Raw genomic sequence first — 20,714 nt, 5'->3', positions numbered from 1 at the left:
ATGATCCAGAAAGGTCGCGGGGAAAGACCGGGTCCGCACCCCTCCTCGCCCTAATAGGGCGGAACCGGAAGGGGCGCTGCGGCGGGGCCGGGGCCCGGCGAGAAGTCCGCACCGGGGTAGCCCCGCAGGATGACGGAGGTCGGAAGGGGCATCCCCTGAGGCATGACGTACCACGCCGCCCCGGAGGGGCGGAGCAGCACGGGATACCCGTCCGCGGTCACGGACCCCACGGTGCCGGGGTTGCGCCTGGGACGCACGTCCATCGCAAAGGCGCTGAGGCAGTCCGCCTCGTTGATCACCGCGGGGGGCGCGTAGGGGACGGAGGCCCGCGCCGCCGCCAGAGCCACCGCCAGGAGGGCAACCTTCATCCCTTTGGCTCTCATCGCTCCGGAACGACCTCCCCCATCCAGTAGTACCCCCACGCCGTGGCCTGCTGGGCCAGGACGGGCATGTCCTCCTCGTACCAGGTGAACCGGTTGTGCTTCACCATCCGCACCAGGCTGTAGAGCTCCGCCTTCAGCGCCCCCAGCGGACTCTGGTACTCCTTCGGCTTGATCTGGTACCAGCTGCGCCCCGTCCAGGCGTAGATGACCTTCGGGTACGTTCCGCGCCAGGCGATGGGCACGGCAGGGTTGTGCAGCACCCCCATGCGGTCCACGCTGCCCTTCCAGTTCCCCACCGCCATGAAGCGCGAGTTGTAGGTCCAGTCCGGTATCCAGGTGGAGTGGGCCTGCCCGGCGGCCAGCTTCGAGGCGGGTGGGGCGGACTGCCGCACGGCGATCATCTCGGGGGTAGGGAGCTTGCGCAGCTCGGAGATCTGCGCGGGCTGCACCCAGGGGGTGATGCCCGCCATGGAGGGCACGACGGAGCCCACGATGTAGTTCGTCGGCGTGAGGTTCGGCCCGTTGGACGTCCCGTAGACCCAAACGCCGTCCGGGTTCTTTCGGACGGGGAAACCATCGAAGGTCACGTACCAGTCCTTCGGCATGTTGTAGGGCCGGAAGACGTAGAACTGCATCCCCGCGTAGGAGGGCTGAGCCACCAGCAGGGGCTCCGTCACGTACACCTTCGCCTCCGCGGGGGCCAGGGCCGTCAGGACGAGGGCCAGAAGCGCCCCGCCGGGGACAAAGCGCCCTAAACGCGACCGCATGGCCCTCTCAAAACCTCTCCAGCGGGATCTGCCCCATCCAGCCGTAGCCCCACATCGCAGCATAGCGAATCAGGAGGGCCGTGTCCGAGTTGTTCCAGCCACACCTCTCCCGGTTCGCAGCCCGCGCCAGGTCGTAGGCGTTGTTGCGCAGGACGGACAGGGGGTTGTCGCCATCCCTCACGTTCAGCTGACGCCACGCGAGGCCCGTCCAGGCGTAGATGACCTGCGGGCGATTGCCCAGCCACGCCACGGGGATCGCCGGCTTCCTCAGGATGCCGATACGATCCACGCTGCAGCGCCATCCCCCGATGGTCAGGAAGGTCGCCGGCATGGGGTGCGCCGGCTCACAGACCGGCACCACGACGGGCTGTGGGACGACCGTCGGGACGACCGGGACGACCGGCACGCCCGCGCAGGGACCGGGGACCACAGCAACGGGGGCACCCGGCGAGGGCAGCACGACGGCCGCCGTCGGCACGACGCCTCCCCAGGGGACGAGCCCAGCCACCGAGGGATGCACGGAGCCCACCACGCAGGTGGTGGGGACGATGGCGGCTCCGTTCACGGCACCGTAGAGCCAGACGCCGTCCCGGCCCCTGCAGACGGGATAGCTGTCGTAGGTCACGTACCAGCCGCCTGGGATGCCGGCGGGCTGATAGACGTAAAAGCTCATCCCATCGTAGGCGGGCTGATGGACCAGCATCGCCCCCATCGGGATCGCCGACGCGGAGCCGGCGGACAGAGCCGTCAGGGCGAGCGCCAGCGCGAGGATCGCGCAAAACTCCCTTCTCAGGTCTTTCACCGATCGTCACTCCTTCTTTAAGTTTGACCGCTACTGAATCTTGGAATCCTCGTCCGGGGCCTTTTGCCCTACGGGGGGAAGCGGTTGGGTTCCCTCGACCCTCTGCCCCACCGGCGGCAGGTACTCCGGCGACGCCGGGGCCGACGGCTCTGCAGCAGCCGCCCGATCCGGGGACGCCGCCCGGGGCAGGATCGTCACGGGCTCCGGCGCAGGAAGCTCCGGGGCCTTCCGCACCGCGGGCTCCTCCTTCGGCGCGCCCGCAGCCTTGAGGGGGGACGCCTCAGCCTTGACCGGAGCCTGTTTTTTGGGCGCCGGCTTCCTCTTCGGCCGGGGCTTTCGCGGAGCGGGCTTCGGCTGTTCCGGCTCGGCCTGGGGCTGGGGCGGCTGGTAGACCGGCGCGCCACCTCCCTGAACCTGCGGCGCCACACCGACCGGGACCTGCGTCACGCCCACGCCTGGCTGGTAGACGGGCTGGACGTCCGGCAGGGGCACGACCGCGGCAGGCTCCTCCACCGTGCCCGGCAGGGCGCCCGCGGGGGGCGGTAGGTACGCGGGCTGCTCCTCTCCAGCCTCCAGCGCGCTGCCCCTCGTCGGGGGCACGTACAGGGAAGGCTGCCACGCATCGCCGTCCGCGGGCTGAGCACCCGGCTCCGGCGGCACGTACAGCGGGACCTTGGGCAGCTGCGGGTCGAGGGGCGGACGGGTGGGCAGCTTTCGCGCCTGGGGGGCATCCGGTGGGATCGTGGCCATGCCCTGGGCGTTCGTGGGGATGGAGTAGACCCGTGCGGGGCGCTTTGGGTCCCACAGGGGGGTCTTCGACCCGTCGCCGGGGTAGACGACGACGCGGGCGAGGGGCTCAAAGGTCGGGTCGCACTCCAGGGCCTTCGTGTAGAAGTACTGCGCCTCGTAGAACTGCCCCGTCCGTTCGTGGCACAGGCCGTACCAATACCACGCCGCAGCGCTCCGGCGGTTCTCCTGAAGGGCCCGGCGCAGCCACGGCAGCGCCGCGGAGCAGCGGTCCTGCTCCATGAGGGCGATGCCCTGCTCCAGCGCGCTGACCGCCGGTCTGAGGGCCGCCGTCTTTCGCGCCGGCTTGCGCACGGCCTTCGGCTTCGCCTTCTTCAGAGGGGCCTTGCGCACGGCCTTCCGGACGGGCGCCTCCGCCTCTTTCGGAGCGGGCTCGGCTGGCGCCGGGGCGTCTGCCGATGCGTTGCCGTTGGCCCGTGCCGGGACGGGCGCGGCGCACAGCGCCCCCGCCAGAAGCAGCGCCGCCCCCGCCGCGCGACGGAACGACCTGCCGTTCAACGAAAACAGTTTCCACATCACGGCCATCAGCGCCTCCCCGAAACTCCGGTCCTCTTGATCACCATATCCTTAAGGGCTATGGGTTCCTTTTTATTGTCCTTGATGACGCGAACCACCGCGTTCAGATCGTACACGCGGATCACCTTCACCTTCCCGATGACCTCCGGCAGGACCGCCACGGGGTGTTCCGGGTCCACGGTGACGTAGGTGTCGCTGCGGACCACGTCCAGAACCTCCCCCACCCTCACGGAGTCCTGCGAGCCCTGGGCCATGCCGCCCAACGAGATGATGTACTCGCGCCGCCGGCGCGTGGAGCGGGCCGTGGGGGCCAGGATGCGGCCGACGGTGGAGAAAGTGGGAGAGAAGGTGTCGTTCGCCATGCTGGCGGATTGCGGCTCGTTGCTGTGGATGACGTTCATCATCTGCGCCATGGACTGGCGATAGGCCTCGTCGATGGCGTTCTTGACGGCCTGCCAGTGGGAGGTGGAGCGGAACTGATCCCAGGTGGGACGGCTCATCCGCTGCCCCCGGTCCTTCCCCTCGGTGAGGCCGAAGAGGTCCAGCCCGTTCTTGAAGGGGACGAACAGGGACACCGCCGCCGCGTCCAGCCAGAAAGCACCCTCCGGCGAGTCCAGCGTGAAGCGTCGGTCGGCGCCCTCCGTGCTGCGCACGGCGACCTGCTTGACGTGGGCAGAGTCGTAGACCCGCAGGCGCAGCTGCACCCGCCCCGTTTCCACGCTACCCACCGCGCGCCGCTCCTTCAGGACCGCCTCGCAGAGCTCCATCTGCACCGCCATGTCGTCGCCCCGTCGCGACCCGGCCAGCCACTGATTGACCCCCGACTCGTCCAGGATCCTGGCCTCGATGAGGGGCGAACGTTTGTAGAGCGTTTCGAGGTACTCCGACATCCGCCGCTCCAGCACGTTGTAGGGGTAGTACTTGCTCTCCCAGACCTCAAAGCCCGTCGTGTTCAGCGTGGGGAAGATCACCACGCTGACGGTGCGCGGCGCCGGCGCGGCCGCGCCGCGGCGGGCCGGGGAGAGCACTAACGTCAACAGGACCAGAAGGACCGCTCCGGCCCTCCAAACACTGCGTATCCTCATGGGACAAGGGTCACTCCCCGCGTCGGACGGCCGCCGCCGCCTGAAAATTTAAGCTCCCGCGGACGGCAGGACGCGCCAGCCGTCCATGGGTTTTGTTTTATTATTCTACCTTATTTTGAGCCGAATTTCTCAAGAAAAAAGGGGGACCCCTGTCGAGGTCCCTCCGAAGAGCCGTCCGCGTCGTGTGCCTTAAAGGTTCCTCACAAAGAGCGCCCGCATGGCGTTCAGCACCGCCAGCACCATGACGCCCACGTCCGCGAAGACGGCGAACCACAGGTTGGCATACCCCAGCGCGCCCAGGGCCAGACACAGGAGCTTGACGCCGATGGCGAACGCGATGTTCTGGCGGACGATGCCGAGGCACCGGCGCGAAATCCGAATGGCCTTCGCGATCTTCAGCGGGTCGTCGTCCATCAACACGACGTCGGCCGCCTCGATGGCCGCGTCCGACCCCATGGCCCCCATGGCGATGCCGACGTCCGCCCGCGCCAGAACCGGCGCGTCGTTGATGCCGTCGCCCACGAAGGCCAGCTTTCCGCCGCGCCCCTCCTCGATGAGGGCCTCGACCCGCGCCACCTTGTCCGCGGGCAGGAGGCCGCCCCAGGCCTCGTCCAGGCCCAGCTCGCGCGCCACGAGGTCCGCCGTCCCCCGATCGTCCCCGGTCAGCATGACCGTGCGCCTCACCCCGGCCCGGCGCAGCTCGGCGACGGCCTCCCGCGCGCTGGGCTTCACGACGTCCGCGATCACGACGTGACCGGCGTACTCCCCGTCGATGGCCACGTGGATGATCGTGCCGTGCCTGTTGCAGGGGTGCCACGCCGCGCCCACGGACTCCATCATCGCCGGGTTCCCGACGCAGACCGTCCGTCCGTTCACGCGGGCCCGGACCCCCTGGCCCGCCACCTCCTGCACGTCCTCCACGCGGCAGTCGTCCGCCTCGTCGGGATACGCCCGGCGCAGGGAATTCCCGACGGGGTGCGTGGAGTAGCGCTCCACGTGGGCCGCCAGGTGCAGCAGGCCCCTCTCGTCCAGCCTCTCCGGGTGGACGGCCGTCACCTCGAAGACGCCCTTCGTCAGGGTGCCCGTCTTGTCGAACACCACGGTCCGCGTCTGGGCCAGCGCCTCGAGGTAGTTCGATCCCTTGACGAGCACGCCCTCGCGCCCCGCGCCGCCGATGCCCGCGAAGAAGGAGAGCGGGATGCTGATGACCAGGGCGCAGGGACAGCTGACGACGAGGAAGGTCAGGGCGCGGTAGACCCAACTGCCCCAGGCCGGCTCAAGGCCCATGGCCGCGACGCGGACGAGGGGCGGCAGGAGGGCCAGGAGGGCGGCGCCGAACACGACCGCGGGCGTGTAGACCCGCGCGAAGCGCGAGATGAACGCCTCGGACCGCGACTTTCGGGAGCCAGCGTCCTCCACCAGCTCCAGGATGCGCGACACGGTGGACCGCCCGAACTCCTTCGTCGTCCGGACGCGCAGCACCCCGCCTCCGTTGACGCAGCCGCTCACGATCCCGTCCCCCGGCGCGACGTCCCGCGGGAGGCTCTCGCCCGTCAGGGCGCTGGCGTTGAGGCTGGAGCTACCCTCGATCACCACGCCGTCGATGGGCACGCGCTCCCCCGCCAGCACCGTGATGACCGTCCCCACGGGCACATCCTCCGGGTCCACCCGCTTCAGCCGGCCGTCACACTCGACGTTCGCGTGGTCGGGGCGGATGTCCATCAGGGCGCTGACGCTGCGGCGGCTCTTGCCCACGGCGTAGCTCTGGAACCACTCGCCCACCTGGTAGAACAGCATGACCGCGATGCCCTCCGCGTAGTCCCCGTCCTCGTACACGGCAAGCGCCATGGCGCCCACCGTGGCCACGGCCATCAGCAGGCACTCGTCGAAGGGCCGGCGGCGGACGAGGCCCTTCACCGCCTTGATGAGGATGTCGTACCCCACCACGAGGTACGGCACGAGGTACAGCGCAAAGCGCAGGAGGCCCCGCGCCGGCGCGAAGTGGAGCGCGGCCATCATGGCCGAGGCGACGAGGATGCGGATCAGGTTCCTCCTCTGTTTTCCGCTCATAAGCCCACCCCCTGGCAGCCCGCGCCGCCGCTAATCAACGAAGATCTCGCAGTCGTCCTCGACCCTCTTGCAGTTCCGCCGAACCTCCTCCATCACGTCCGCGGGGTCCCCCCCCTCCTCGAAGTCCACGCTCATCTTGAGCGCCATGAAGTTCACGGAGACGTCCTTCACGCCCGGCGTCCTCCGCGCCGCCTCCTCCATCTCGTTCGCGCAGTTCGGACAGTCCACTTCGATCCTGTAGCTCTTCCTCATCGCTCAACGCCTCCCCCAAGAGCCCGCGGCTCGTTTAATCATTCAAACGTATATTTGAATGTTAAGGGCAGTATAACCCCTTTGCCGAGCGGCTGTCAAGGACGCAGTGCAGCCTCCATGCCGCAAGCCTCCGGCGGCAAGACGCCGCGTCCGGTTCAGTGGAGCTCGATGGTCCCCAGGATGCCCGCCAAGGCGTCGTTCTGTCCCGTGACGGCCAGCATCATGTACTCCTCCTCCCCACCCGTCAGGAACGCCTGCGTTTCCACGCCGCCGTTCCAGAAGGTGAAGCGGCAATCCCCGTCCTCATCCACCGTCGGGTCCGTCCCGCCCAGGGCCTTCGCCATGGCCTGGGCCGTCTCCTCCAGCGTGGAGGTCCCCAGGCTGTTGACCGTCACGCTGACCGCAGCGGACCGGTCGTCGGCCAGGATCGCCACCGTGCCGTTGCCCATATCCCGCGCCGACCACCCCTCGGGGATGTCCACCGAAAAGCGCTGGAACTCCTGCCGCGCGGCAAAGGCCGCGACCGCCACGACCAGCACCAGGGCCAGCGCGCACAAAGAACGTCTCATAATTAAGACGACCTCCCTCTAAACCTCAACTCGGTCCTCGCACGGGCCTTATGGGCCCATGACCGCGACTATTATACCAGCCCGCAGGGGATGAGGTTTGTTATCGAAGTTATGGAGGGTTATGGGGGTCATTGGAGTTATGAGAGGGGAACTGGAGCGCGGGCCGGGACGCCGGAGTGAAGCGGGGCCGCCCCCGGAGGGACGGCCCCGCCCGATCGTCATCTTCGCCTACAGGCCCAGCATCCTGAGGATGGCCGCCTTGGGCTGCACGCCCACGGTGCGCTCCGCCACCTCACCGCCCTTGAACAGGATGAGCGTCGGGATGCTGCTTACGCCGAAACGCCGCGCCAGCTCCATCTCCCGCTCCACGTTGACCTTCCCGACCTTGACCGCTTCCGTTTCCGCCGCAATCTCCTCGACCACGGGGGCGAGCGCCCGGCATGGGCCGCACCACTCCGCCCAGAAGTCGAGGAGCACCGGCTTCTCCGACTTAACGACCTCGTCGTCAAAATTCGCCTTCGTGATCTCCAGCGTCGCCACGATCGCGTTCCCTCCTCTAAACTTCCAAACTCTGAAAACCCTCGATAAATAAACGTAAGCCCGTCGGCCCCGCGAGGGGCGGGGCTCCTCACTCCGTCCCCTGGGGGGCGCGGCAGTAGGCCACCTTCAGATCCTTCGGGTCAATGGCCCGATCCCGGCGGGCCCAGGCTGCGCCGGTTAGCACCCGGACGTCGGGCCGCACCGCCTGGATGGGGAAGGTCAACTCCGCCGCCCTGGCGGCGCGCTGCGGATCGTCCGATATGGCCTGGACCCCAGGGTGACGGGCCATCCACTCCGCGACGAACTCTCCCCCGTACTCCCCGGCGGGACAGCCCTCCGGCACGCCGTGGGACGCCGCGTAGACGAAGCCGCGTCCGGCGTAGACCAGGGCCAGGGATGCCGTGCAGTCCGGGCAGGACAAAGCCAACATCTCAAGCGAGGGGATGGGCACCAGCCCCACGCCCAGACCGAAGGCCAGCGCCGCCGCGTAGGCCGCCCCCACGCGGATGCCCGTGAAGTAGCCCGGCCCGCTGGTCACGGCCACGAGGTCCAGGTCCCGCACCGACCAGCCGGCCCCCTCCAGGAGGCGGGCCACCATGAGCGGCAGTTCCGCCGCCTGGCGCCGGCCCAGGTCCAGCGCCTCCGAGGCGACCTCCCGCCCCTCCTCGCCCAGCGCCACCCCCGTCAACCTCAGGCTGCAGTCCAGCGCCAACACGCGACCTCTCATCAATTCCCCTCCCCAACCTCGACGCCCGGACACCCGGCCCGCACCGCCTCCGCGAAGGCCTGGAGCAGTTTCTCTGCGCTCGTGCCCGCCGCGCTGAGGGACAGCCGCCGGGCGCCCTCGTCCAGCGCCTCAATGCGGACGTCCAGGACGTCCTCCTGCGGGGGGAAGGACCAGCGGTCCGGCCACTCCACCAGGAGCGCCGCGTCCGGCAGTCCCGCGTATTCCTCCAACCCCAGGGCGTCCGCGCCAGCGGCGTCCAGGCGGTAGAGGTCCGCGTGGACCAGCAGCAGGCCCGGCGTCCGATACTCGTTGACCAGCGTGAAGGAGGGGCTGCGAACGCCCTTCGCCCCCAGCGCGTCACCCACGCCGCGGGCCAGCACGGTCTTGCCCGCGCCCAGGTCCCCCCGGAGGAACACCGTGACCCCCGGCTTCAGGACCCGGCCGAGGAGCCGCCCCAGGTTCCGGGTTGCCTCCTCGGAGGACGACCTCAGGGCCAGGCTCGTCATTCCTCCCTCTCCTCCTCGATGCGTTCCTGAAGCGCCCTCTCCTGCCGCTCGCGCACCACGCGGGCGCGGTGGCGCATCGTGACGCGCAGCACGAAGCAGGCCACGACGATGCAGGCGATGGAGATCACCCGGCGGGGGACGCTGATGTCCACGCCGCCCGTGCGGTTCACCCCGATGAGGACCGCGGCGGCCACGGCAAAACTCAAGAGGCTCGTGAAGAGGCCCCGCCGCCGGATGCGCTCCGTCTTGCGGATCTCCTCGTCCCAGTCCACGCGCCGGCGATGGCGGTAGCTCACGACCGAAGCTCCCCCAACACGAGGCGCATCGCGTCCGCGATCTCGCTGGCCAGGACGCCGTCGACGCCGCCCGCAGCCAGCCACTCCCCCGCCATGCCGTGCACCGCGCCGCCCAGGAGCGCCGCATCCCGCGGGGCCATCCCGCCGGCCAGGAAGGCCCCGATGGCCCCCGACAGCACGTCCCCCGACCCCGGAACGGCCAGCTCTGGGCCGCCCCAGGTCAGCCGCTGCACCGTCGATCGCCCCCGGCAGGCCAGCAGGCTGCCGTGCCCCTTCAGGAGGACGCAGCCCCAACGCTCCGCCAGGCGCCGCGCCGCGCCCTCCCGGTCCCCCCGCACCGCGTCGGGCGTCGTCCCCAACAGGCGCGCAGCCTCGCCCTCGTGGGGCGTCAGCACCACGTCCTCCCGCAGGCGACAGCTCGCGCCCTGAAGGGCCAGCGCGTAGAGGCCGTCCCCGTCCACCAGGAGCGGACCGGGCCAGCGGCCCCACATCCCCGCCACAAAGCGCATCGCGGCCTCCGTCCGCCCCAGTCCCGGCCCCAGGAGGGCCGCTCCGAAGGACGAGGCCTCCGACAGGGCCACGTCAAGCCACTCGTCCGGGTCCTCCAGGGGCCGACACACGGCCTCGGGCAGGCGCGCAACGCAGGCGGCGCAGACGGAGGGCAGGGAGAGCAGCGACACCAGGCCGCAGCCGCACCGCAGCGCTCCCTGCACGGAGAGCGACGGCGCGCCGGGGTACTGGGCCGAGCCTCCCGCCGCCAGCAGGCGGCCGCGCTCCCCCTTGTGCATGTCCGTTCGCCTGCGGGGCAGCAGGGCGACGACCTCGTCCCGCGTCACGTTCTGAATCATGGCGTTCACTCCCCTTCCTTAAAGATGCTTCTGCCGATTATTATACCGCCTCAGGGTTCCGGGACGCGCCCTGCCCCTCCGCCCTGAAGGAACGGCTGAACTTCCGAAGGATCAAGGCCGACCAGACGGCAAAGCCGTCGTGAAAGTTCCAGGGGTCCAGCCCCAGGACCTCCCGGATCTTCTTCAGACGGTACTGCAGCGTGTTGCGATGGATGGACAGCTCCCGTGCCACGCCGTTGGCGGAGAAGGGGTTGCGGCACCAGGCCAGGAAGGTTTCCGTCAGCGTCGCGTCCATGCCGTCCCCCAGCACGTGTTCGATGTGCTGGCGCTTGCGCCACGCCGGGAGGTAAGACAGCAGCATCTCCGCGCTCAGGGCCCGCGCCGCGCAGACCGTCAGCCCCAGCGCGCGCCCCGTGGAGAGGGCCTCCCGCGCCAGGTGGGCGGACTCCGCCAGGCGCGGCAGACCCTCCGCCCCGCGGCCGATGCCCGCCTCCGCCTCGACCCCGGCCTCCCGGAGCTGTGCCACGAGTTCCTCGCAGAGGCGAAGGGCTGTCTCCTCCATCCCCCGCCCGCAGGAGAGGCTGAGGAAGGCCACGATCTGCTGGCTGCTCAGCGGGGAGATGAGGTGCTCCGGGCTGCCGAAGAAGTTGACGATGCGGTTCAAGACCATCTCCCGAAAGGCGTTCTCCCCTCCGGCGGAAGGGTGATCCTCCGGGCTCCGGACGTTCAACACGACGGCGATGCGGCAGCCTCCCAGGTCGAAGCCCAGGTCCTGCCCCCGCTGCAGCAGGGCCTCGCCCCCTCCGTCCTCGGGCCGGTAGAGCATGATGCTCTCCGCCAGCTCCTGCACCGCCCATTGCCGCCTGAGGCGCCTCTCCAGAAACGCCTGCTCCATCAGGAGCACCTCCGCCTGCCGCTTGACAAGGCGGCCGTAGCGCTCCACGTCGCGGGGCAGCCCAGCGATGGACACCGTCCCCGCCACGCGGCCGGACAGCAGGATGGGCGCCGTGTAGCCCGGCTTCACCCCCATCGTCTGCGCCTCCTCCTTCGACGTCAGGTTCGGCATCCCGCTGGCCATCACGGACAAGGAGGGCGCGTGGAGCTTCCCCACGCGGGAAACCTCGCTGCACCCGATGATGATCCCGTCCTCGTCCGTCACCAACACGCCGTACCCCAGCACCTCGCTCGTCATCTCCGCAATGGCCTGCGCCGTCTTTCTGCGCACCCGAACCCCTCCTCCGTGCGATCCGCTGCTGCTCCACAGCGGCGTCTTATGCAAGCGATATTATGCAACAGAACAAAAAAATTTTCCATCCCCCGTTTATTTATATTCCGTCGAATAATGCCGCTCGAAGCCTCTGAATTTATCATAGATTAAATGAGCCGTCAGGATTTTTATTCCCCCCTGCCCGAACCCCTCACAAAACCGAGCGTTGACGCACCGCGTCAGCTCCCGGGGGCGGGGGCGGCAAAACAGAAAAAGGAGGAAGCTTGCAGCATGAGACTGGAACTGCACAAGGTGAAGGTGAAGGACGTCCAGTGGGGCAACGCGACGTGCGTCAAGGACGGCGTCCTCTACGTAAACAAGGAGGAGGCAAAGGCCCTGATCGCCGAGGAGAGCCGCTTCGCCAAGGTGGACCTCGAACTGGCGCGTCCTGGCGAGAGCACCCGCATCATCCCCGTGAAGGACGTGGTGGAGCCGCGGGTGAAGCTGGACCGCAAGGGGTACTACCCAGGGTTCAACAACACCGCCATGGCCCGCTGCGGCGAGGGCAAGACCCTCGTGTTGGACGGCGCGGCCGTGGTGACCTGTGGGCCCATCGTGGCCTTCCAGGAGGGCTTCATCGACATGAGCGGCCCGGGCGCGGTCTACACGCCCTTCTCCGCCACGCAGAACGTGGTGCTGGTGGTGGAGCCCATCAAGGACCTGGAGCAGCATCAGTACGAGCAGGTTCTGCGGGAGGCGGGGCTGAAGCTCGGCGTGTACCTGGCGGACAAGTGCCGCGACGCCAAGCCGGACGTCGTTGATGTCTTCGAGAAGGGCACCGTCCCAGAGGAGAAGGAGAAGTACCCGAACCTGCCTAAGGTGATCTACGTCTGCATGAACATCACCCAGGGGCTTCTGCACGATACCTACGTCTACGGCGCGGACATCCGCCCCTCCCTCCCGACGCTGCTGCATCCCAACGAGGTGCTGGACGGCGCGATGGTTTCCGGAAACTGCGTTTCCGCCTGCGACAAGAACACCACGTGGCACCACGTGCACAACCCCATCGTGGCGGCCCTCTACGCGCGCCACGGCAAGGACCTGAACTTCCTTGGCGTCATCCCCACCCAGGAGAGCACGGTGCTGATGGGCAAGGTCCGCGCGTCCCAGATGAACCTCTCCATCGCTCAGGAGCTTGGCGCGGACGGCGTCATCGTCTCCGAGGAGGGCTACGGCAACCCGGACACGGACCTCTGCATGAACGCCCGCAACTTCGAGCGCGCGGGGATCAAGTCCGTGGTCGTCTCCGACGAGGCCGCCGGGACGGACGGCGCGAGCCAGAGCCTGGCCGACGCCACGCCTGAGATGACGGGCTTCGTGTCCACGGGCAACGTGAACGAGATGCTCGAGGTCCCGGCCATGAAGAACGTCTACGGCTGGCCCGAGTCCATCGCCCACCTGTCGGGCGGCGCGGCCGAGAGCCTGCGCAAGGACGGCTCCATGTACGTGGAGATGCAGGCGATCATCGCCTCGACGGCGGAGATCGGGTTCAACAAGGTCGGCTGCGAGTGGATCTAACCCTGGCTGGAAGGCCGGGAACGGAGCCATTCTTTAAAGAAAGCTTGGACCAGATAAGGAGGATATGACACGATGAAGCGTGTAGTTCACTATATCAACCAGTTCTACGCCGGCATCGGCGGCGAGGAGAAGGCCGACCAGACGCCCTTCTTCAAGGAGGAGCTCATTGGCCCCGGCGTGGGGCTCGCCAAGGAGCTTGGCGACGGCGCGAAGATCGTCGGCACCGTCGTCTGCGGCGACAGCTACTACGGCAACAACACGGACAAGGCGCGGGAGGAGTGCCTGAAGCTCATCCGGGACCTGAAGCCGGACATCCTGATCGCAGGCCCCGCCTTCAACGCCGGACGTTACGGCTTCGCCTGCGGCGACATCGCCTCGGTGGCGGCCGCGGAGCTCAAGATCCCGACGCTGACGGGCATGTACATCGAGAACCCCGGCGTGGAGCTCTACTCCAAGAAGACCTACATCGTCCCCTGCGCGGACAGCGCCCGGGGCATGGGGAAGAACCTGAAGTCCATGGCCGCCCTGGCGCTGAAGTTGCTCTCTGGCGAACCCCTGGGCCCGGCGCGCGTGGAGGGTTACATCCACCGCGGCGTCCGCAAGAACTTCATCCACGAGCAGAACGGCGCCGAGCGCGCGGTGGAGATGCTCCTCAAGAAGCTGAAGGGCGAGGAGTTCCGCACGGAGTACGAGATGCCGAAGTTCAACAAGATCCCGCCGGCAGCCCCCGTCAAGGACATCAAGAAGGCCACGATCGCCCTCGTGAGCTCGGGCGGCATCGTTCCCATCGGGAACCCGGATCACATCCGCGTCTCCTCCGCCGAGAGCTTCGGCACCTACGACATCTCGAAGCTCTCCAGCATGAAGGGCGCCTACGAGTCCATCCACGGCGGCTACGACCGTACCTTCGCCAACGAGGACCCCGACGTGGTGGTCCCGCTGGATGTCATGCGGGAGCTGGAGAAGGAGGGGGTCTTCGCCAAGGTCCACCCCTACTTCTACACGACGACGGGCACGGGCACGGCCGTGGCCTTCGCGGAGAAGTTCGGCAAGGAAATAGGCGCCGAGCTGAAGAAGGCCGGAGTAGACGCGGCCATCCTCACCTCCACCTGAGGCACCTGCACTCGATGCGGTGCATCGATGACGCGCGAGATTGAGAAGGCGGCGGGCATCCCCGTGGTGCAGATTGCGACGATCGTTCCCATCATGATGACGGTGGGCGCTAACCGTATCGTCCCCGGCGTGGCCATCCCCCATCCGGTGGGAGCGCCCCAGCTGGGCGAGGCCGGAGACAAGGCCAAGAGGCGCGAGCTCGTGATGCGCGCTCTCAAGGCCATGCAGACCTCCATCGACGATCAGACGATCTTTGAGGACTGATCTGGAGGGCACGCAGGCCCCGATGGACGGCGGCGCTGTTTTTGAGATCGTGACGAACAACCCCAGGCTGACCGCGGACTTCGCGGTCAGCCATGGGATCGTTTCCGTCCACCGGGTCGAGGGGTCCCCTCTCGACGTCTTGGACAGGGCCGAGGCCCTGCTGCAGGAGGGGCGGACGCTGGTTTCCGCCCCTCTGCCCCCAAACGTCCCCCTCATGCGGGCGCCCTACCGCTCGCTGCTTTTGGCTCAGAGCGCCAGGCGCTACGACGCCGCGGGCCTTCTGTCCATCGGGAAGGCCCGCGAACGGTTGACGACCCAGCGGGCCATCGACGAGGACGCGGGACCGGGCCGCAGCGAGGACTTCGCCCTGATCGACGAGGACCTCCTCTGCAGGGCCCTCCGGGACTCCCGAATCTGCCTCGACCTGAAGGAGGGCGGCACCGCCCCCCTCCCCTGAGCGCCGTTCCTCGTTCGCTCAAAAGCCTTCGGGTGACTAAGCCCCCAAGATTCCTGTGGGGCTTGAATTTTTCAGTAAATGTTATGACCTCCCCGCATGGCGGATATCTTTATCCTTCATGCATTCCTCATAACACCGTGAGGCGCGCTGCGGGCTGGAGTTGAGTGTCGGTCCGCGCTTCAAGCGATAAAGCGTTCAATTCAACTTCGATGCTAACGGAAGGTGGTTTTACCATGTCTGAACAGGCTGGACAAAAGCGTGAAACTTGGGGCAGCCGCATCGGCTTCATCCTCTCTGCGGCGGGGTTCTCCATCGGCCTCGGAAACATCTGGCGTTTCCCCTATCTGACGGGAACCTACGGCGGCGGCGCATTCCTGCTCGTCTACGTGCTGATCTGCATCCTGATCGGCTTCCCCCTCTTCACCGCAGAGATCGGCCTGGGGCGCAAGATCAAGCGCACGCCCATCGTGGGCATCAGGGAGTACACCGGGGGCAAGACGACGCCGGCGAACCTGATCGGCTGGGTGGGCTGCATCGCCTGCATCATCCTGATGGCCTACTACATGGTCATCATCGGCTGGATGTTCGCCTACGCTGTAGAGTCCCTCAAGGGCGCGTTCCATGGCGCCACGCCGGACTCGACGAAGGCCATGTTCGGCGAGCTCATGAAGAACCCCGTCAAGATGGCGGGCTACACGCTCTTCGTCGTCTTCACCCTGGGCATCACCGTCACCCAGGGAGTCAAGGACGGCGTGGAGCGCACCTGCAAGTTCCTCCTGCCCATCCTGGGCATCATGCTGATCGTCCTGGCGGTGAACTCCGTCATGATGAAGCCCGCCGTCGAGGGGGGCAAAACGGCCCTGGACGGCCTGAAGTGGTACCTGACGCCGGACTTCAGCAAGCTCTCCTGGGAGGCCGTGCTGGCCGCCCTGGGACAGGCCTTCTTCTCCATCGGCATCGGCATCGCCACGGCCGTCGTCTACGGCTCCTACCTGGGCGACGACAGCGACCTCCCCATGGACAGCTTCTGGGTCATCTCCATGGACACGGGCTTCGCCATCGTGGCCGGCGTCGTGGTCTTCCCAGCGCTCTTCTGCTACGGCATGGACCCCACCAGCGGCTTCGGCCTCGTCTTTGAGGCGCTGCCCGTCATCTTCGGACAGATGCCCGGCGGGATGATCTGGGGCGCGATGTTCTTCATCCTGGCTGCCCTGGCGGGCTTCACCTCCGGCATCGGCTACCTCGAGGCCCCGGCCGCCAGCTTCGCCGAGTACTTCAAGGTGAGCCGCAAGGCCTCCACCTGGGGCGTCCTGCTCGTCATGTTCCTGCTGGGCATCCCGGCCATCCTCTCCCTGAACCCCGACCCCGCCAACACCTGGGCCGCTTATAAGATCATGGGCCGCGACATCTTCAACTTCTTCGACCACCTCTCCGGGGACATCATGATGCCGCTCTGCGCCATCCTGGTAGCCCTCTACCTGTCCTTCGACTGGAAGTTCGAGAACTATCGCGCCGACTGCAACCTGGGGGCCAAGGGCTTCATCCGCATCCCCGGATGGATCAGCCTCTTCGTTTCCTACTGCATCCCGCTGGCCCTCATCGTCATCCTCTACCGCGGGCTCTAAAAAACAGCGCTCCGAAAAAACGCGCGCCTCGCACCCCGGGACGGGAGGTCAATCGGCCTCCCGTCCCTTTTTGTGCAAGCGCCTTGCAAATTATTTCACTTGTCTTTATAATACAATAGATAGTTGTCGGTCTTGCGCCGCGCTGAAGACGGCGCGTGGATCTGGCGTCCTTTCATTTGTTTCTGTCTTGTTTTTTAAGGGGGGGCTTCAATGGGGTCTACGGACATTGACGTTACGCGCATCCAGGACATCCTGCTGCGCTACTCGGCCGACCAGACGAACCTGATACCCATCATGCAGGGAGTGCAGGCGCTCTACAACTACCTTCCGCGTCCGGCGCTGGAGATGATCGCGGACTACCTGCACGTCAGCATCTCCAAGGTCTACGGCGTCGCAACCTTCTACGAGAACTTCTCCCTGAACGCGAAGGGGAAGCACATCATCCGCTGCTGCGACGGGACGGCCTGCCACGTCCGGAAGGGCGCCACGATCCTGGGGGCGATCCGGAAGGAGCTGGGCCTGACTGCGGCGCAGAGCACGACGGACGACATGCTCTTCACGGTGGAGATCGTGTCCTGCCTTGGGGCCTGCGGGCTGGGGCCCGTGGTGGTGGTGGACGACGAGGTCCACCCCACGATGACGGTGGACAAGGCCAAGGAGCTTCTGGAGTCCATTCGGGGAAAGGAGGCGACGGCGGGATGACGCGCATCGCGAGCGTCCGGGAGCTGGAGGAGCGGCGGGCCGCTGCGGAAAGGGGCCTGGCCCTTCAGGACAAGAAGGTCGTCGTCTGCTGCGGGACGGGCTGCGTGGCCGGAGGGTCCCTCAAGATCTACGACCGACTGAAAGAGCTCTGCGAGGGAGCGGGGCTGAGCGTTTCCGTGGAGCTGGGGCTTGAGCCGGGGCACCGGGACCTTGGCATGAAGAAGAGCGGCTGCATCGGCTTCTGCGAGATGGGGCCCCTCCTGCACATCCAGCCGCTCGACGTCCTCTACACGAGGGTGAGCCTGGAGGACTGCCAGGAGATATTCGAGCGCTCCCTGAAGGGCAACGAAGTGGTGGAGCGCCTGCTCTACCGCGCGGAGGGCGGCACCTGCCGCACGGAGGGAGATATCCCCTTCTACAGGCTGCAGACCCACAACGTTCTGGAGTTCTGCGGAAAGATCGACGCGGTGGACCTGAACGAGTACATCGCGAGGGGAGGCTACGCGGCGCTGGGCAAGGCGCTCCACGACATGACGCCTGAGGCGGTCTGCGACGAGATCGATCGCAGCGGCCTCCGGGGCCGCGGCGGGGCCGGGTTCCCCACCGGGAAGAAGTGGAAGTCCGTCCTCCGTCAGAAGGCTCCCAAGCACTACGTCGTCTGCAACGGCGACGAGGGAGACCCGGGCGCCTTCATGGACTGCTCCATCATGGAGGGGGCCCCCTACCGGATGATCGAGGGCATGACCATCGCCGCCTACGCCGCCCGTTCCGACGAGGGGTACATCTACGTGCGAGCCGAGTACCCTCTGGCGGTGAAGCGCCTGCGGACCGCCATCGACCGGGCCACGGAGGCGGGGCTCCTGGGCGACGGCATCCTGGGCACGGACTTCAGCTTCAGGCTGCACATCAATCAGGGGGCGGGGGCCTTCGTCTGCGGCGAGGGGTCCGCGCTGACCTCCTCCATCGAGGGCAACCGCGGCATGCCCCGCGTGAAGCCGCCCCGCACGGTGGAGCAGGGCCTGTTCGGGAAGCCCACGGTGCTCAACAACGTGGAAACCTACGCCAACGACCCGAAGATCATCCAGGAGGGAGCGGACTGGTTCCGGGGCATCGGCACGGAGGGTTCCCCCGGCACCAAGGCCTTCGCCCTCACCGGAAACGTGGTGAACACCGGCCTGATCGAGGTCCCCATGGGGACCACCCTCCGAAAGATCATCTTCGACATCGGAGGCGGCATCCGAAACGGCAAGAAGTTCAAGGCCGTGCAGATCGGCGGCCCCTCAGGGGGATGCCTGTGCCTCGACGAGCACCTCGACCTGCCCCTCGACTTCGACAGCCTGCAGCGGATCGGGGCCATGATCGGGTCGGGCGGCCTCGTGGTCATGGACGAGGACACCTGCATGGTGGAGGTGGCCCGCTTCTTCATGAACTTCACCCAACGGGAGAGCTGCGGCAAGTGCGTGCCCTGCCGCGAGGGCACCAAGCGGATGCTTGAGATCGTGGAGCGGATCGTGGGGGGCCAGGGCCGGCCGGAGGACCTGAACCTGCTGGAGGAACTGGCGGACACCGTGCAGAACACGGCCCTGTGCGGGCTGGGCAAGACCGCGGCCAACCCCGTGACCTCCACCCTGCGCTACTTCCGGGACGAGTACGAGGCCCACGTGTCGGAGAAGCGCTGTCCGGCCAGGGTCTGCCAGAAGATGAAGCGCTTCGAGATCGACGCGGCTCAGTGCAAGGGCTGCACGAAGTGCGCCCGGAGCTGCCCGGTCGGCGCCATCAGCGGCACGGTGAAGGCCCCGCACCTCATCAACGACGGCAAGTGCATCCGATGCGGCGCCTGCATGGAAAACTGTCCCTTCGGGGCGATTCGGGAGGCGTGGTAAATGGGGACGATGATCATCAACGGGCGGCCTGTGGAGTTCACCGACGAGAAGAACGTCCTGGCCGTCATCCACAAGGCCGGCATCGACATGCCGACGCTCTGCTACTACAGCGAGCTGTCCACCTACGGCGCCTGCAGGATGTGCGTGGTGGAGGACGCGCGGGGGAAGATCGACTCCTCCTGCTCCATGGAGCCAAGGGACGGGCTCGAAATCCGCACCAACACTGCCCGCCTGCTGCGCTACCGCAGGATGATCCTCGAGCTCCTGCTGGCGGCCCACGAGTGCGACTGCACGGTCTGCTCCAAGAGCGGTTCCTGCCGCCTCCAGATGCTGGCCCACCGCTACGGCGTGAAGCGCGTTCGCTTCGAGGACACGCGGGAGCGCCTGCCTCAGGACGAGTCCTCCTACGCGATCATCCGCAACCCCAACAAGTGCATCCTGTGCGGCGACTGCGTTCGCGTGTGCAGCGAAATTCAGGGCATGGGGATCCTGGACTTCGTCAACCGCGGCTCCGAGGCGCGGGTCCGCCCCGCCTTCAACGAGCCCATGCTCCACACCCGGTGCATCAGCTGCGGCCAGTGCGCGGCGGTGTGTCCCACCAACGCCATCCGCGTCAGGCGGCACATCGACGACGTGTGGAAGGCTATCTTCGACCCCAAAAAGCGCGTCGTCGCTCAGATCGCACCCGCCGTCCGCGTGGCGCTTGGGGAGCGCTTTGGCCTCGAGCCCGGAGTCAACAGCATCGGCAAGGTCGTGGCCGCCCTGCGAACCCTCGGCTTCGACCACGTGACGGACACGACCCTCGGCGCGGACTTCACCGTCATGGAGGAGGCGGCGGAGCTGATGCAGCGGCTTGAAGACGGCGGGCCCTTCCCCATGTTCACCTCCTGCTGCCCCGCATGGGTGAAGTACTGCGAGAACTGCGCTCCGGACCTCCTGAAGCACCTCTCCACCTGTCGCTCCCCCATGCAGATGTTCTCCCCAGTGATCAAGGCGTACTACGCCCAGGCGGAAGCTGACGGGCGGGAAACCTGCAGCGTGGCGATCATGCCCTGTGCGGCCAAGAAGATGGAGGCCGCGCGGGAGGAGTTTCGGACGAACGGCGTGCCGGACACGGACTACGTCCTGACCACTCAGGAGCTCATCGAGATGATCGAGGAGGCCGGCATCGACTTCGACGCGCTGGTGGATCTGGCCCCGGACATGCCCCTCGGACTGGGCTCCGGCGCGGGTGTGATCTTCGGCACATCGGGCGGCGTGGCGGAGGCGGTGGTCCGCCGCTGTCTGAACAGCAACAAGCAGTACCTGTCCTCGGAGAAGATCGAGATGACCTCCATCCGCGGCTTCGACAACGTGAAGGAGGCCACCCTGACGCTCGCGGGCCAGGAGATTCGCATTGCCGTGGTGCACGGCATGAAGGACGCCCAGCAGCTCATCGCGGAGATCTTCGACGGCAGCCGAAGCTACCACCTGGTGGAGGTCATGTCCTGCAAGGGCGGCTGCGTCGGCGGCGCGGGCCAGCCCTACGGCCTGACCCCCGTGAAGCGGGAGCGCGCCTCGGGACTCTACAGCGCGGACAAGATGTCCGGCATCCGGAGCAGCGACGAGAACCCCATCATCACCTACCTCTACGAGAACGTCGTCAAGGGCCGCTCACACGAGATGCTGCACGTACACCACAAAGTCCCGGAAGGGGAGCACGCCTGACGCGCGACGG

General features: G+C 67.3%; 21 protein-coding genes. 7 read left to right on the top strand and 14 right to left on the bottom strand.

Annotated features, from left to right (window positions below):
* Positions 1-50: 50 nt before the first annotated feature.
* From Q0629_RS00530 to Q0629_RS00465, 14 genes are all read right to left on the bottom strand, one after another.
* Positions 51-368, bottom strand: a complete 318-nt coding sequence (locus Q0629_RS00530) for a hypothetical protein (RefSeq protein ID WP_298777596.1) — start codon at positions 366-368, stop codon at positions 51-53.
* Positions 369-379: 11 nt separating this feature from the next.
* Positions 380-1,150: a hypothetical protein gene (locus tag Q0629_RS00525; protein WP_298777594.1), complete on the bottom strand. Its 771-nt coding sequence runs from the start codon at positions 1,148-1,150 to the stop codon at positions 380-382.
* A gap of 7 nt (positions 1,151-1,157) precedes the next feature.
* Positions 1,158-1,952 (bottom strand): hypothetical protein, encoded by a 795-nt coding sequence (locus tag Q0629_RS00520; RefSeq protein WP_298777592.1) that lies wholly within the window; start codon positions 1,950-1,952, stop codon positions 1,158-1,160.
* A gap of 30 nt (positions 1,953-1,982) precedes the next feature.
* Entirely contained in the window at positions 1,983-3,275 is a 1,293-nt protein-coding gene (locus Q0629_RS00515; RefSeq protein WP_298777618.1) for a tetratricopeptide repeat protein, read from the bottom strand.
* A gap of 8 nt (positions 3,276-3,283) precedes the next feature.
* Entirely contained in the window at positions 3,284-4,360 is a 1,077-nt protein-coding gene (locus tag Q0629_RS00510) for a hypothetical protein (protein WP_298777590.1), read from the bottom strand.
* Positions 4,361-4,549: 189 nt separating this feature from the next.
* Entirely contained in the window at positions 4,550-6,430 is a 1,881-nt protein-coding gene (locus tag Q0629_RS00505) for a heavy metal translocating P-type ATPase (protein WP_298777587.1), read from the bottom strand.
* Between the two features lie 30 nt (positions 6,431-6,460).
* A complete protein-coding gene (locus Q0629_RS00500; RefSeq protein ID WP_298777585.1) occupies positions 6,461-6,682 on the bottom strand; it encodes a cation transporter in 222 nt (73 codons plus the stop codon).
* A 155-nt stretch (positions 6,683-6,837) separates the two neighbouring features.
* Complete coding sequence (locus Q0629_RS00495; RefSeq protein ID WP_298777582.1) at positions 6,838-7,251, bottom strand: hypothetical protein; 414 nt, start codon at positions 7,249-7,251, stop codon at positions 6,838-6,840.
* A 228-nt stretch (positions 7,252-7,479) separates the two neighbouring features.
* Positions 7,480-7,794: a thioredoxin gene (gene trxA / locus Q0629_RS00490; protein WP_366122852.1), complete on the bottom strand. Its 315-nt coding sequence runs from the start codon at positions 7,792-7,794 to the stop codon at positions 7,480-7,482.
* An 85-nt stretch (positions 7,795-7,879) separates the two neighbouring features.
* Positions 7,880-8,518 carry a tRNA (adenosine(37)-N6)-threonylcarbamoyltransferase complex dimerization subunit type 1 TsaB gene (tsaB, locus tag Q0629_RS00485; protein ID WP_298777578.1) on the bottom strand — a complete coding sequence of 213 codons (639 nt, stop codon included), beginning with the start codon at positions 8,516-8,518 and terminating at the stop codon, positions 7,880-7,882.
* On the bottom strand, positions 8,518-9,024 hold the full coding sequence (gene tsaE, locus Q0629_RS00480) for a tRNA (adenosine(37)-N6)-threonylcarbamoyltransferase complex ATPase subunit type 1 TsaE (RefSeq protein WP_298777576.1): 507 nt from the start codon (positions 9,022-9,024) through the stop codon (positions 8,518-8,520). The genes tsaB and tsaE overlap by 1 nt, the downstream gene beginning before the upstream one ends.
* Complete coding sequence (locus tag Q0629_RS00475) at positions 9,021-9,320, bottom strand: hypothetical protein (RefSeq protein ID WP_298777574.1); 300 nt, start codon at positions 9,318-9,320, stop codon at positions 9,021-9,023. The genes tsaE and Q0629_RS00475 overlap by 4 nt, the downstream gene beginning before the upstream one ends.
* On the bottom strand, positions 9,317-10,168 hold the full coding sequence (locus Q0629_RS00470) for an NAD(P)H-hydrate dehydratase (RefSeq protein WP_298777572.1): 852 nt from the start codon (positions 10,166-10,168) through the stop codon (positions 9,317-9,319). Before Q0629_RS00470 ends, Q0629_RS00475 begins: the two co-directional genes overlap by 4 nt.
* A gap of 40 nt (positions 10,169-10,208) precedes the next feature.
* A complete protein-coding gene (locus Q0629_RS00465) occupies positions 10,209-11,393 on the bottom strand; it encodes a sugar diacid recognition domain-containing protein (RefSeq protein ID WP_298777570.1) in 1,185 nt (394 codons plus the stop codon).
* Between the two features lie 273 nt (positions 11,394-11,666).
* Between Q0629_RS00465 and Q0629_RS00460 the strand changes: the two genes are divergently transcribed.
* The 7 genes from Q0629_RS00460 (at position 11,667) to Q0629_RS00430 (ending at position 20,704) form a co-directional block, all read left to right on the top strand.
* Entirely contained in the window at positions 11,667-12,953 is a 1,287-nt protein-coding gene (locus Q0629_RS00460; RefSeq protein WP_298777568.1) for a glycine/sarcosine/betaine reductase component B subunit, read from the top strand.
* 72 nt (positions 12,954-13,025) lie between these two features.
* Positions 13,026-14,330: a glycine/betaine/sarcosine/D-proline family reductase selenoprotein B gene (locus Q0629_RS00455; RefSeq protein WP_298777566.1), complete on the top strand. Its 1,305-nt coding sequence runs from the start codon at positions 13,026-13,028 to the stop codon at positions 14,328-14,330.
* Complete coding sequence (locus Q0629_RS00450; RefSeq protein ID WP_298777564.1) at positions 14,320-14,787, top strand: GrdX family protein; 468 nt, start codon at positions 14,320-14,322, stop codon at positions 14,785-14,787. The genes Q0629_RS00455 and Q0629_RS00450 overlap by 11 nt, the downstream gene beginning before the upstream one ends.
* 233 nt (positions 14,788-15,020) lie before the next feature.
* Complete coding sequence (locus Q0629_RS00445) at positions 15,021-16,412, top strand: sodium-dependent transporter (RefSeq protein WP_298777561.1); 1,392 nt, start codon at positions 15,021-15,023, stop codon at positions 16,410-16,412.
* 210 nt (positions 16,413-16,622) lie between these two features.
* Positions 16,623-17,114, top strand: coding sequence for an NAD(P)H-dependent oxidoreductase subunit E (locus tag Q0629_RS00440; RefSeq protein ID WP_298777559.1), 492 nt, complete (start codon positions 16,623-16,625; stop codon positions 17,112-17,114).
* Positions 17,111-18,997, top strand: a complete 1,887-nt coding sequence (locus tag Q0629_RS00435) for an NADH-quinone oxidoreductase subunit NuoF (RefSeq protein ID WP_298777558.1) — start codon at positions 17,111-17,113, stop codon at positions 18,995-18,997. The genes Q0629_RS00440 and Q0629_RS00435 overlap by 4 nt, the downstream gene beginning before the upstream one ends.
* Positions 18,998-20,704, top strand: a complete 1,707-nt coding sequence (locus Q0629_RS00430; protein WP_298777556.1) for a [FeFe] hydrogenase, group A — start codon at positions 18,998-19,000, stop codon at positions 20,702-20,704.
* Positions 20,705-20,714: the final 10 nt, after the last annotated feature.

The organism is uncultured Fretibacterium sp. (assembly GCF_938030725.1).
GTDB lineage: Bacteria > Synergistota > Synergistia > Synergistales > Aminobacteriaceae > Fretibacterium.
Note: the sequence above shows the minus strand (reverse complement) of the source record. Positions and strands in the feature narration are given on the sequence as shown.